The following is a 13,349-nucleotide window of genomic DNA, read 5'->3' on the forward strand; positions in this document are numbered from 1 at the left end:
GTCGCGGAGAAAATTCGCGCCATCGGGTCGAAGTACTTCTGCGGCGAGCGGATTTGAACTATTGTTTCGCCTTCTGCTGGGAGGAAAACCATGTCTCGGACAGGCTCAGGCGATGAGGTCAGCCTTCAACTTGCCGCCGCGCAAAGCCAAGCTGTCGAGCAGCTCCGCGTGCTGGAAAACGAATTGTCGAGACTGGAGTTGCGCGGCGTGTTGCCGACGCAAGAGATTTCGGAACGCGTCGATCTCCAGCCCATGGTACGCGCGCTCGCTCTGGCGACGCGGGTTTTGACTTTCAACGCAGCATCGCCCCCCGTCGACAACCCGAAGTCGATCTCGACCTTTGAACTGGCCGAGGCCATCACCGCCCTGGACAAGAGCCGGCAGGCGATGCTGCCAATCGGCCCAGCCGAGCCGCTGATGCGAGTGCTTTTCGAGAGCGTGAAGCTGTTGACGGCCCTGGCCGCGGCCAGCGAATGCCAACTGGCTGTACCTTACGCGCCGATGCATCAGGTTCGCAGGCCGGACGGCAGCGTCGTCTGGCAATGCAGCCATCGTCCCTCCCAACATCCATAATTGCCATGTTTGGGCTGGGTAAGTTCCTTTCGGAATTGCAAGACCTGTTCGGGGATCTTCGCGGCCCCGCCAAGGCGCTGATTGTCGTGTTGATTGGCATGGCTTTCGCATGGATGTTGATACATCACCAATGGGCTGAAGCGCTTCTGCTGGTGTTGTCGGCAATCGTGGCCGGCTATCTGCTGGAATTGATCGGCACCCTGTTGCTGCCGAAAAGGCCGCGCGCCGGGCTGCTTTTCCTTGAAGGTTGGGTGCTGGGACCGGCAGCCATAGCGGCTTTCGTTTCCGGCCTGATCGTCGTCCTGGCCATCGACCTCACACCGCCGAAGGACACGGATGCCACAACCGAGGAGATGATGAAAACGCTTGCCGCCGGGCTATCGACATTCCTGTCGGCGGCCTTCGTGTCGTGGATCAGTGAACAGGACAACACCCGGATCAGCGACCGCATCCGCGGCCAGTTCTACAAGAAGTACAAACGCGCCATGGTTTACCCGTCTCCGGCGGACGGAGCCATGTATTTCACGCCGGGATCAAGGGGCGAGACCACCGTCTATTCGAGTGTCCAGATCGGCGGGTGGAACTTCGCCGACCGCTGGGAGCGGGCAAGCCGATTGAGTGAAGAAATCGCCGCCGGCGGCAGCATTCCATCAAGCCAGGCTGAAATAGACAATGCACTGACCTAAAGCGCCTCGCGTTTGAACGGATTCAGGCTACGCGATTCAGGTTCTTGCTTTTGCATCTCGCTTGGATTTGGGTGCAACCGCCACGCAGCGCGCCCAAGGCTCTTGTGCTCAGCTGCGCGGCTTCAAGTTCTCCGGATCGTAGAGTGGCTTGTAACCAACGCCGGCGACTTCGACCGGGTAGGTCTCGCCGAAATATTCCACCTTGAGCTTGCGGCCTTCCTGCGCATACGAATGCGGCAGGTAGGCGAGCGCGATGTTCTTGCCGATGGTCGGGCCATAGGCGACCGATGTGGTGAAGGAGCGGCGGCCGAGTTCGTCGACCAGTGTCTCGCCGGTGGCGGGATCCAGCACCGGCATGGTGCCCACGGGATAACGCGCCACGCCTTTCGAATCGGTGTTTTCGGTCATCACCAGCGTGCACAAAGTCGCCGGCTGGTGTTCGCGGGCACGGTATTCCAGGTGCTTGGCCTTGCCGCAGAAATCGTTCTCCTTGACCTTCGGGCGCGCGAGATCGGCTTCGAGCAGATTGTACTCGGTCAGAAGGTCGGCGTTCTGCAGCCGCAGGCTCTTTTCCATGCGTCGCGTATTGGCATAGGTCTCGACGCCGAACGGCATGACGCCGGTCGTGCGCAACGCGTCCCAGACGGCCAGCCCGTCCTCATAGCGCATGTGCAGTTCCCACCCCTGCTCGCCGACATAGGAGATGCGGAAAGCGGTGACATCCTTGCCGCCGATCCGGATCGGCTTGATCGCGGCGAAGGGGAAGTTTTCAACCGAGAGCCCGTCCGGATTCTCGACCACCTTCTGTAGGGTCGCGCGGGCATTCGGCCCCCAGATGCCGATGGTGACGTATTTTTCCGTCACATCGGTGATGGTGACATCAAAACCCTTGTCCTGCGCGGTTCGCTGCATGTAGCGGAAGTCGCGCGGGCCGGCGTCGGCACCGTCGATCACACGGCAGCGATCGGCCATCCGGATGACGGTGAAGTCGGCGCGCACCATGCCTTCCTCGTCGAGGAAGTGGGTGTAGATGCCCTTGCCGATGTTGTTGTCGCCGCCGATCTTGGCCGCGCACAGCCATTCCAGCAGCGCGACATGGTCGGGCCCTTCGACATCATACATGGAGAAATGCGAGAGATTGACGATGCCGCAATCCTCGCTCATCGCCAGATGCTCGGCATTGGAGACGCGCCAGAAATGGCGGTTGTCCCACTCGTTCTCGCGCACCGGCACCCGGTTGCCGTATTTCTCCAGCAGATGCTCGTTGGCGGCATAGCCATGGGCGCGCTCCCAGCCGCCCAGTTCCATGAAGTAGCCGCCGAGTTCCTTCTCGCGCTCCCAGAACGGCGAGCGCCTGATGTTGCGGCCCTTCGAGAACGGTTCGCGCGGATGCACCGCGGGATTGTAGACCTTCATCGCCGTCTCGGTGCAGCGATCCCAGATGAACTGCTCCTTGGTCTGGTGCGGATAGAAGCGGGCATAGTCAATGGCGTGATGATCGATCGCGGTGCGGCCGTCGGTCATCCAGTCGGCGATCAGCTTGCCCATGCCGGGCCCGTCCTTGACCCAGATGGCGACGGCATACCACAGGCCCCTCACCTTCTGGCTTTCGCCCATCGACGGACCGCCATCGGCCGTCACCTGCAGCAGGCCGTTGAAGGAATGGCTTTCATTGTAGCCGAGTTCGCCCAGGATCGGCGTCAACTCCATGGCGCGCTCGAGCGGCGCCAGGATCTGCTCCATGTCGAGATCGCGCTGCGACGGCGAAAGACGGGCCTGGTCCTTCTCCAGCAGGTCGCGCGGATGACAAAGGCGCGGATTGGTCTCTTCGTAGTAACCCCATTCGATTTGACCGCCTTCGGCGGTCTTGGGATCGCCAGTGTCGCGCATATAGGCCGAGTTGCCCTGGTCGCGCAGCAGCGGCCAGCCGATCTCCTTGCCGGTGCCGGCGAACTCGTTGTAAGGCCCGAAGAAGGTCAGCGGATGGTCGATCGGCATGACCGGCAGGTCCTCGCCGACCATTTCCGCGATCAGCCGGCCCCAGATGCCGGCGCAGACGATGACATAGTCGGCCTCGATGGTACCGCGGTCCGTCACCACGGCGCTGATGCGGCCGTCCTTGACCACGAGCGACTTGGCGGGCGTGTTGGCGAAGGATTTCAGCTTCCCCGACGCCTCCGCCTGATCGACCAGCTTGCCGGCAACGGTCTGCGAGCGCGGAATGACGAGGCCGGCGTCCGGATCCCACAGGCCGCCCTGGACCATGTCCTGTTCAATCAGCGGGAACTTTTCCTTGATCTCGGCCGGTTCGATCAGGCGGGCGCGTGTGCCGAAAGCTTTCGCCGAGGCGATCTTGCGCTTGATCTCGTCCATGCGGCCGTCGTCGCCGACACGGGCCACTTCAAGGCCGCCGATGCGGGCGTAGTGGCCCATCTTCTCGTAGAAATCGATGGAATAGAGCGTCGTCCAGCAGGACAGGAAATCATGGCTGGTGGTGTAGCAGAAATCAGAGGCGTGCGCGGTCGAACCGATGTCTGTCGGGATGCCCGACTTGTCGATGCCGACAATGTCGTCCCAGCCACGTTCGATCAGGTGATGGGCGATCGATGCGCCGACAATACCGCCGAGGCCAATGATGACGACCTTCGCCTTTTTCGGAAACTCTGCCATTGCCCGCGACTCCAAAGTGATAAAGCGGGCGGACTATAGGGCGGAGCGGTGGGCCTGATGAAGCCTGTTTGCGACATTGGTAAAAAGCCGAGCGACCAGACGACAGAATGGTTCTGTTCGTGGCTCAGTCCAGCCCGACCTTGCCCGGCGCCCAATAGGCCTTGGCTTTCACCCGTGACGATCCGACGCCCTCGGTTTTCAGCACGCGGCTCACATGCTGGATCGACCGCGCCTTGCCTGTCAGGATGACATACGCACCGCCGGCAGCATGCGTGGCCACCTCGACTGAAGCCGCGGTGAGATGCGCATCGTCGGTGGCACGCGCAATCAGCGTCGCATCGCCAAGGCCGATCGCCTCCAGTACCGGCCGCGATTCCGCAATATCAGTCGCTTCGAAAATACAGCTCACGCGCGATCTGGGAATGGCGTGGAGTGCCGCCGCCAGGGCGAAGGAAGTTTCGTCTCCGAACAGCACCATCGTTGCCTCAAGGCCGGAGAGGTCGAGCGAACGGCGTGGCCCAAAGAACTGGCAACTATCGCCTTCGCGCAAGGCATCAGCCCACCGGCTGCCGGGACCGTCGCCATGCGCGAAGGCGAGCAGCCGTGTCCTGCCGCGTTCCGCGTCCCAGGATATCGGCGTATAGGTTCGGGCAGTCAGGCCCGTGCCCATGGATATCTGCAGCTTCTGGCCGACCGCCCAGGCGATCCCCTTAAGCGCCTCGCCTTCAAGATCGATCAGGCGGAAATGCTGCGACAGGACCTCCACGGCGGCAACGCGCGCTGGGCGCATCAACCATCGCAGCAACGTCCGCGTGACGTAGCCCGGCTGAGGCGAAGACGTCGTCTCCTGGAAGCGGTGGGCAGAATTGGTCAAGAGCATCACTCCATTATAGCGTCTGGGCGGGATATCGGCACCGCGAGCCGATCACGATGGAACCGAACGGAGGTAGCTTTGGCGGTCCGTTTCCAGACCTTTCCGCAAAAGATCGGAAACGCCGGGAACCGACACGGCAGCACTCGCAAGTTCGGTGCCGAGGCCCGTGTGCCGGCCGGGCCTGATGTGCGCGGCGAATGGCTTGGCCGCCTCCATCGCGCGGACTGGTGGCCTGCCGGGCCAATCGCCGAGGCGCAGAAGGGTCGAGCTCTCGCCGAACTCGGCGGCGGGGTCCTCGATGATGGCGACCAGCGCTGCCGTCTCGTCCTGGAAGACGAATGGTGCGCATGCGGTCTGATCGGCTGATATGCGGACGGTGCCCGACACACGAACGACCTGCGCCGAACCCAGGACCAGCACCAGGGCAGCGACCTGCGGCTGCGCAAGATGATCGCCGAAGACGCGATTGCCCGGACGCTCCGTGAAACCGCTCCCGCCGCTCCGCGCCAGTATGCCGGCCGGATCGTCCTTGGGACTGAGCTCGACACGGCCCCACGCATCGACGGTCGCCAGCGCCATGAAGCGGTTGGCGGCAGCGAACGCGCTGACGCCTTGCGGCGCCAGCATCTCGAACAGGGCCGCCCAATATTCGGAGCGGATCAACGCCTTGTCGCAATGGCCATAGCATTCCTCGACGGCAATGCGGATTTCGCCATTCCGAACCTCCCTCACCGTGCCGTTGACGCGCATCGTCTCGCCGACGCATGGCAGCAGGAACAGCGAGCCAAAACCCTGGCCAGGCACGGCCAAGGCCGGATCGTCGAGCATCGCAACCGGCAACCGCAGTTCGTATGTGTCGCCGCTGGCGAAACCAGTCACGCCACCGCCGAGGGTGACGCCGAGCCCGGAGCTGTCTCCGAACGCTGCGAACATCAACGGCGAAGCCGCGATCCAGCGCAGCGCGGCATGATCGAGATGACCGATAATCCGAGAGTTCATCGGCGGGGTCGCGCCCATGGTTGCTTTCAACAGGGCGGCGGTATCAACCGGCTTGTTCATGGCGGCACTCCACGTTTGGGTGGGCGTTGAGGGAGCGCGACGGACACGACCTCAATACCCCTTCTCCATGGCCTCCTAATGGGCTCCTTGGTGGCATTTCCCTTAGGTTCGAGGACAATCACTACAATCTCAAGCGATTGGCGACATCGGGCAAATATGACAAAATGTTTCGAGATCCTGCCAATATGGAAAGCCAGCAGACCAGATGCCCATTATCGAATCGCATCCCAAACCTGCCGATTTTCCCGATCCGGACGATGTGCCTCGACCAGTGATGGTCTATGGTTTGACGCTGGCCACAGGCGTCATCGAGCTCAGCCATCATGCGCACCGCAAGGCTCAGCTGCTGCTCACAATGCGCGGCGTCTTCACATGCGAAGTCGAGAGCGGTCTGTGGCTGGTGCCGCCACATTGCGCGATCTGGATGCCCGGCGGTGCCGTGCACGCCATCAAGGCGGCCGGACCGATTGAAGGCTATAATGTCTTTATCGATCCCGCGATGGCGGCTGCCTTGCCGGCCACCTGCTGTACGCTGTCCGTCTCACCACTGCTGCGCGAATTGCTGATCCGCGCCGCCAGCTTTCCCCTGGACTATCCCGAAGGCGGCCGAGAATCGCATCTGGGCACGCTGCTGCTCGATGAGATCGCCGCGGCTCCGGTCGAGCATCTGCACCTGCCGATGCCGCGAGACGATCGGCTGCGCCGGATCGTCGAGGCGATGATGGCCGACCCCGCCGATCGCGGCACGATGGAGACATGGGCGAGACGCGCCGGTCTCAGCGAGCGGACGTTTGCACGCATTCTCACGCGCGAGACGGGCATGAGCTTCGGCCGCTGGCGCCAGCAACTGACGATCATGCTTGCGCTACAGTGGATGGCGGCGGGCGCCTCGATCCAGAGCGTGGCGCTCGACCTTGGCTATGAAAGCGCGGGCAGTTTCGTCACGATGTTCCGAAAAGCGTTCGGTACCTCGCCGGGCCGCTATATGGCTGAACGACGCGGAGCCGCTGCCGCCGTTGATGGGTAAACCTTACGCGAACGCCCAGATATCCTCGGCCTGGAAGCCGACCTGGTAGCCCGCCGTCTTCAGCTTGACCACGACCTGGCCGATCTCGGGCGCCGGCAGCGCGCCGACTTCCACCTTGATCAAGCCCGGGCGGTAGCGCTTGAGGTCGAGCTGTTCGAAGACGATCCAGTCGGCGCCCTCGCAATCGACGAGGAAAGCGTCGATATGGCTGATGCCATTGCGGTCGAGCAGCGTCTGCAGCGTTTCCGACGGCACCTCGATATCCCTGAGGTGCGGCGCGAATTTGTTGAAATTGGCATCGGCCTCGCCCCAGGCATTCTTGCCCGACATCAGATTGGTGTCGGTGACCGACGAGCAACCGATGAACTCGATCGGCAGCGTGCCGGCCTCCAGCGCGGCTGCGTCGAAAGTATGGACGGTGATCGTGCCCCTGGTTTTTGTGACGGCCACCGGCTCGATGATGAAGCGGTCCATGTCGGGATAATTGGCGCGCAGCCGTTTCTGATTGTACGGAATCGGCTCGACCAGCATGGCGCGGGCGCCGGCAATCCTGTGCAGCCACGGCGTGACATCGTCGAACAGCGCGCCGTCGCAGGCGCCGACATTGACCATCTGGAACGCCTGCCCTGCTCCACCGAAGCGCGCTTTCAGCGCCGCCTTGGCGAGGAATTTCGTGCCGCGCAGCGACGGCCCGCGATCGAGCAGGCCGGAGGGAAGACCGAGCGACAAGGCGATGCGCGCCAGGCTGGATAGAGAACTCATGGCTTGTCTCCGGGAATGACGTGCAAGGCCGCGCGGTGTTGGCCACGAACCGATGCCGCCCACAGCGCCATGAAGGGCGCCGCCAGCAGCAGGAATGGCGGGATCAGATGTGGGAAATAGATGCGCGTGTCGTGGATCGGGAAGACCGTGAACTTCGCCAGCGCACCGAGGACCAGCGCCGCGAACAGGATGCCGGCACGGCGCTCGAGGTGGAACCCGGCACGGCCGGCGGCAAACCAGCCGGCCAGCGCCAGCACGGAGACACCGACCCAGCTGTTCAGGTTGACGGCGCGCAGCAGCGACGTCGCAAACGCCCTGAGATAGGCGGTGACCGAGAACGCCGGCTCGAACCCGTCCATATTGTAGTGCTGTTCGATGCTGGAGAACCACAGATGCGGCCACCAGCCGGGATGATGGGCCCAGTGCGAAATGGCGAAATAGGCAACGAAGGACGCGGCGAACCCGGCCAGCGCGCCCCACGCCTGCTGCCGGAAGGAGACCAGCAACACAGCAAGGATGGCAAGGAAGACAATATTGTCAGGCCGCACCATGAAGGCGAGGAAGAGCAGGATCGCCGTCGCCGCCTCGCGGCCCCTGACATAGGCGTAGAGCCCGCCGAGCAGCAGCGCCGACGTGAGCAGGTCCGGCGTCGAGGCACGCGCCGCATCGCCGAAATCAGCCATGATCAGCACCGCGCCGATCACCGGTGCCAAGGCCAAGGCCTTTTCCCAGCGCAGCCAGAGCAGCACGATCGCGCCGAACAGCAGCACCGAAAACACCTGTACGAGGCGCATCGCCTCGACCGGCGACATCACAGCGCTCAGCGTCGACAGCATCTCGGCATAGAGGAACTTGATCCGATACATTCCGAGCAGCGAATGGAAGTCGGCGGCATTCTCCGTCATGTGGCTGCGGAAGCCGCCGCCATCATCGGTCAGCGTCTTGTAATCGGCGACCGAAACACCCGCTTTGACCGTGCTGTAGGCGTAATCATGCAGCGCCTGCGCATCGGGATAGGTGCCTTCCTCTGATATTGCGAGGTAAGGCAGCATGTCCCAGTTGGCGTCGGGCATTACCCATGCCGTGAACGCGGTCAGAAGAATATAGAGCGCGAAGGCCGCCGCGCCGATGGGTGCGGCCAGCCGCGCATAGGTCCCCTCGCCCCAGGCCAGACCGGTTTCAGCGAGCCGGTCGAGCGGGTTTTTCGCGGCGGGAGACTTGGTCAGCATCGTTCTGCCCAATGAGCTTTCTTTTAGCGAACTTGGCTTTTGACGAAGTCCTTGACGATCGACACGATGCCGCGTGACAGCAAGCTGTCGAAGGCGTCGACGAAGCGGTCGACATGTTCGCGCTGGCAGATCAGCGGGGGTTCGAGCCTGATGACGTTGCGGTTGTACTCGGTGAAGGCGACGAGCACGTCGTAGTCGCGCAGCAAGAGCGCGCCGACAAAACCCGACAGCGAACCCTTCAGCTTGTCGTCGAGCACGCTGACGATGGGCCTGAGCACCATCGGCAAGGTCTGCGAGAAGTCGTGGAACTCCAGGCCGACCATAAGACCCTTGCCGCGCACATCCTTGATGATCTTGGGGTATTTGTCCTTGAGCGCCCGCAGCCGCTGCAGCAGATAATCGCCGGTGGCGGCGGCGTTGTCGATCAGCCCCTCGTCATAGAGCACGTTGAGCGCCTCGATCGAGGTGACGCAGGCCTCGCCCATGCCGCCGAAAGTCGCCATGGCATGGATCATCGCGGTCTTCGGCGTGCCATAGGCCTTCATGTAGATTTCGCGTCTGGCGATCATCGCGCCGACCGCCGCCTTGCCGCCGCCGAGCGACTTCGCCAGTGCCGTCACATCCGGCACGACGCCGTAGTGCTCGAAGGCATAGAAGCGGCCCGAACGGCCATAGCCGCATTGCACTTCGTCGGCCACCCACAGCACGCCATGCTGGTCGCACAGCGCGCGCAGCTTCTGCCAGTATTCGGCTGGCGCCTGGATGATGCCGCCGCCACCCTGGATGGTTTCGAGCACGATGACGCCGACCTCGGGATCGCTGCGGAACAGACGCTCGACCGCCTCGATGTCGCCGAACGGAATGCGGACCGTGTTCTCGGCCATCTTGAAGTCAGCGCGGTAGAGCTGGCCGTCGGTGATGCCGAGCACGCCCTTGGTCTTGCCGTGGAAGGAATTCTCGGCATAGACGATTTTCGGCCGCTTCGGTCCGGCGGCGCGCTCGGCGAGCTTGACCGCCGCTTCCATCGCCTCCGAGCCGGACGAGCCCAGAAACACCATGTCGAGATCGCCCGGCGAGCATTTGGCGATGTTGTGCGCCAATGCCGCCGCATATTGCGACATGAAGGCGATGGCGATTTCCTGGCGCTTTTCCTCCTGGAACTTTTTGCGCGCCTCAAGCAGGCGCGGATGGTTGTGGCCGAAGGCCAGCGAACCGAAGCCGCCAAAGAAATCGAGGATCTTGCGGCCGTTCTGATCGATGTAGAACATGCCTTCGGCACGCTCGATCTTGATCTTGTGGAAGCCGAGCAGCTTCATGAAATGCAGCTGGCCGGGATTGAGATGCGCCTTGAAGAGGTCGGTCATGCGGGCGACATCCATCGCCTTGGCCTGCTCGACGCTGATCAGATCGGGCTTGGCGATGGTGGCGGGCGACAGTGCCGGTGCGCTCACCATGGTGCGCGCATTGGTCTGTTCGGGCTTGGCCATGACGGTCATTTCAATCTCCTGTCCGCGCTACGACCAGCGTCGTGCGCCATAAAACTGTTTGGCGAGCCCGCTATTCGGCGGGCACATGTTTGGTGGCGACGGCGTGCCCTGCCTTCTTGGCGCGGTATTCGCTGTAGGCGGCGATCAGCATGTCCTCGTCGCGATATTGCGGCACCCAGCCGAGCTGGCGCTCGGCCTTGGACACGTCGAGCACGCATTCCTCGTCGGCGATGAGATATTGCTCCGGGTCCATGATCGGCATGTTCACGAGGTCGAGCAGGTCGAGCGTGCGCTTGACCGCCCAGCCCGGTGTCGGGATCAGGATCGATTTCGAACCGGCATGCCGGATCAGGTCGCCGAGCAATTTCTTCACCGGTGGCGGATTGAGCGAGCCGAGATTATAGGCCTCGTTGGGCACGCCGGCCTTCCAGGCGGCACGCGCGGCTTCCGCGCAATCGAACACAGAGATGAACTGATAGGGGTTTTTGCCCGAGCCGATCATCGGCACCGGAAGGTTCCAGTCGATCAGCTTGAACAGTTTCTCCAATATGCCGAGCCGGCCGGGGCCGATGATCAGGCGCGGCCGGAACAATGAGATCGACATGCCGCGCTTGCGCCATTCGGCGGCGAGTTCCTCGGTCTTCTGCTTCGACCAGCCATATTCGCCGAGCGGCGCGACGGGGTGCTCCTCGGTCATGGGCTGTGTGACCGTGTGGCCGTAGATCATGTCGGTCGTGTAGTGGACAAGCCTGGGCGCGTCGGCTTTGTCCATGGCCTGCATGATGTGCTCGGTGCCGTGGAAATTGACCGGGAAGAAGAAGTCGTGCCGCTTGGCCCGCACCTGGATCGGCGACAGCATCTTGGCCGACAGATTGTAGACCATGTCGTCGGCCTTGAGCTCGACAGCGGCGACCGAGGCCGGATCGGTGACATCGCACTGGACGAACCGGACATTGCGGTAGTGCGCCAGATCGCTTTTGACGATGTCGGCGACGACAACCTCTTCGCCATCGGCCACAAGCTTCGGGGCAAGGTGGCGGCCGACGAAGCCGTCACCGCCGAAAATCACATGTCTCATCGAACGGTCTCGTTTGCAGGGATCTTGTCGGGCGTGATGGAAGCGGTCTGGTCTTCATGTCCTCGCCCACTTTGCGCGATCAGCACGGTGCCGACGCAGATGAAGGCGATGCCGGCAATGCGCCAGCCATTGAGGTCTTCGCGAAAGACGAAGTAGGCGAAGATGGCGACAGCGACATAAGCGAGGCTGAGGAACGGATAGGCAAAGGAAAGCTCGACCTTGGACAGCACGTAGAGATGCGAAGCCATGGAAATCACGAAAGTGCAGAGCCCAAGAAACACCCAGGGGCTGAAGACGGTCTGCAGCAATTTGAGGAGCGGATTGACGCCTTCGAACGAGATCGGCCCAAGCGACATCATGCCTTGCTTCAGCATGAGCTGCGCGGCGGCATTGGTCATGACCGTAAAGAGAATGAAGACGATATATTTCATGCCAGCTCGCCACCCCATGTCATCGACTAATACAAACCTGAAAAGATATCGTGAACTCACAAGAATGTTTTGAGTAAATCCTGCGATTAATCATCCAATAACCACGATTCATTCCAATTTTATCTACTCAGCGGCCTCGACCCCACGCCGCCGCAGATCGATGCTGCCGGCCGTGCGCGCCCAGAAATCCGACATGAAGGCAGGGTCGCGCAACGCTTCCAGCCTCGGCCAGTCGGCGAAGGAGGCAGCGAAGGTTGCAGCACTCATGCGCGCATCCTTGTAAGGGTTGACAGCTCCACCAGCCGCGATCGCGATGCGGTCGAGCTCGCCAAGCAGGGCAAGCGTCGCCGCCCCCTTGTTGGGGAAATCCAGCGTCAGCGTGTAGCCCGGTCGCGGGAACGACAGCAGCGCGGGCGAGCGGACCTCGCCGAAACGCTTCAGTACTGTGAGGAAGGAGCCTTGCCCGGCCTGTCGGGCCGCTGTCAGCAGCTCTGGCACAACGATGCGCGCAGCCTCTTCCGGCACCACGCTCTGATGTTGGAACAGCCCCCTGGGGCCATAAAGCCGGTTCCAGTCACGTACACCGTCGAGCGGAAAGAAAAAACCGTGGTAGCCGGTCTGGCGCGGCACGGTCGCCCGGCCCTTCTTCCATCGGTAGGCGGCGTTGAAAGCGGTCAGGAACGGCCGGCTGAGCACATTGAAGGGCGGCTGAAACGGTATCGCCAGGTTGCCGCCGGCGCGCGAGGCCGCATGCGAGCCGTGTTCGGCGTGGTTGCCGGTAAACAGCAGGCCACGCCCGCTGTTGCGGCCACCGGCAAGTTGATCGATCCAGGCGACGGCATATTCATTGGCCTGGTCCGCCGCTTCGGCGAGGTCAAAGAACTCGGCGAGGTCGCGAAACGGTGTCGTCTTTTCGACGATGTCGAGTGAATGCACCCGCATCAACCGGATCGAGGCGGACAGGATGAGGCCAGTCAGCCCCATGCCGCCGATGGTCGCCCGGAACAGGCGCGGATTGTCTGATGCCGAGCAGCGATGGGGCTTTCCATCGGACCGCAGCAACGTGAAGCTTTCGACATGGCAGCCGAAGGTACCGCGCCGATGATGGTTCTTACCGTGCACATCATTGGCGATGGCGCCGCCGAGCGTCACGAATTGCGTACCCGGAACGACAGCCGGAAAGAAGCCGTAGGGCGCAGCGTGTGCGATGATATCCGCCAGCAGCACGCCGGCATCCGCTTCGAGCACACCGGTTTCGGCATTGAAGGCGCGGATGCGGTTCAGCGTCCGCATGTCGACGACCGCGCCGGCGTGGTTCTGGCAGGAATCGCCGTAGGAACGCCCATTGCCATAGGCCAGCAGCGATGCTTCCTTCGCCTGGCCGCCCTTCAACAGCGCGATGGCGTCATCGGCGTGGATGGCATGCGGCGCGGGCGGCGTGGCAAGGCCAAAGCTCCGGAAGCGGTCAACCAT

Annotated in this window: 12 protein-coding genes; 3 read left to right on the top strand and 9 right to left on the bottom strand. The window is 62.6% G+C overall.

Annotation, left to right across the window (positions count from 1 at the left end; all coding sequences use genetic code 11):
* Nucleotides 1–90: 90 nt before the first annotated feature.
* Together AC1VON_RS24375 and AC1VON_RS24380 are read left to right on the top strand one after the other, a co-directional pair.
* Entirely contained in the window at nt 91–573 is a 483-nt protein-coding gene (locus AC1VON_RS24375; RefSeq protein WP_483125132.1) for a hypothetical protein, read from the top strand.
* Nucleotides 574–578: 5 nt separating this feature from the next.
* A complete protein-coding gene (locus tag AC1VON_RS24380; protein WP_172350062.1) occupies nt 579–1,259 on the top strand; it encodes a hypothetical protein in 681 nt (226 codons plus the stop codon).
* A gap of 108 nt (nt 1,260–1,367) precedes the next feature.
* On the opposite strand, the gene AC1VON_RS24385 is transcribed toward AC1VON_RS24380, so the two are convergent.
* From AC1VON_RS24385 to AC1VON_RS24395, 3 genes are all read right to left on the bottom strand, one after another.
* Nucleotides 1,368–3,929 (bottom strand): GcvT family protein, encoded by a 2,562-nt coding sequence (locus AC1VON_RS24385; RefSeq protein WP_172350061.1) that lies wholly within the window; start codon nt 3,927–3,929, stop codon nt 1,368–1,370.
* Nucleotides 3,930–4,053: 124 nt separating this feature from the next.
* Nucleotides 4,054–4,803, bottom strand: a complete 750-nt coding sequence (locus tag AC1VON_RS24390) for a siderophore-interacting protein (protein WP_483125133.1) — start codon at nt 4,801–4,803, stop codon at nt 4,054–4,056.
* 51 nt (nt 4,804–4,854) lie between these two features.
* Entirely contained in the window at nt 4,855–5,862 is a 1,008-nt protein-coding gene (locus AC1VON_RS24395) for a pyridoxamine 5'-phosphate oxidase family protein (protein WP_483125134.1), read from the bottom strand.
* A 205-nt stretch (nt 5,863–6,067) separates the two neighbouring features.
* On the opposite strand from AC1VON_RS24395, the gene AC1VON_RS24400 reads away from it, so the two are divergent.
* Nucleotides 6,068–6,889 (top strand): AraC family transcriptional regulator, encoded by an 822-nt coding sequence (locus tag AC1VON_RS24400; RefSeq protein WP_483125135.1) that lies wholly within the window; start codon nt 6,068–6,070, stop codon nt 6,887–6,889.
* A gap of 3 nt (nt 6,890–6,892) precedes the next feature.
* Here the strand turns inward: AC1VON_RS24400 and AC1VON_RS24405 are convergent, their stop codons facing one another.
* The 6 genes from AC1VON_RS24405 to AC1VON_RS24430 all read right to left on the bottom strand — a co-directional run bounded on the left by AC1VON_RS24405 (nt 6,893) and on the right by AC1VON_RS24430 (nt 13,349).
* On the bottom strand, nt 6,893–7,651 hold the full coding sequence (locus AC1VON_RS24405; protein WP_483125136.1) for an FkbM family methyltransferase: 759 nt from the start codon (nt 7,649–7,651) through the stop codon (nt 6,893–6,895).
* Nucleotides 7,648–8,880, bottom strand: coding sequence for a hypothetical protein (locus AC1VON_RS24410; RefSeq protein WP_483125137.1), 1,233 nt, complete (start codon nt 8,878–8,880; stop codon nt 7,648–7,650). The genes AC1VON_RS24405 and AC1VON_RS24410 overlap by 4 nt, the downstream gene beginning before the upstream one ends.
* A 23-nt stretch (nt 8,881–8,903) precedes the next feature.
* Complete coding sequence (locus tag AC1VON_RS24415; protein WP_483126372.1) at nt 8,904–10,334, bottom strand: aspartate aminotransferase family protein; 1,431 nt, start codon at nt 10,332–10,334, stop codon at nt 8,904–8,906.
* Between the two features lie 103 nt (nt 10,335–10,437).
* Entirely contained in the window at nt 10,438–11,445 is a 1,008-nt protein-coding gene (locus tag AC1VON_RS24420) for an NAD-dependent epimerase/dehydratase family protein (RefSeq protein WP_483125138.1), read from the bottom strand.
* A complete protein-coding gene (locus AC1VON_RS24425; RefSeq protein ID WP_483125139.1) occupies nt 11,442–11,876 on the bottom strand; it encodes an EamA family transporter in 435 nt (144 codons plus the stop codon). The genes AC1VON_RS24420 and AC1VON_RS24425 overlap by 4 nt, the downstream gene beginning before the upstream one ends.
* Nucleotides 11,877–11,999: 123 nt before the next feature.
* A complete protein-coding gene (locus AC1VON_RS24430; protein WP_483125140.1) occupies nt 12,000–13,349 on the bottom strand; it encodes an FAD-binding oxidoreductase in 1,350 nt (449 codons plus the stop codon).

It is taken from the genome of Mesorhizobium sp. HAY1-8B (assembly GCF_056868045.1).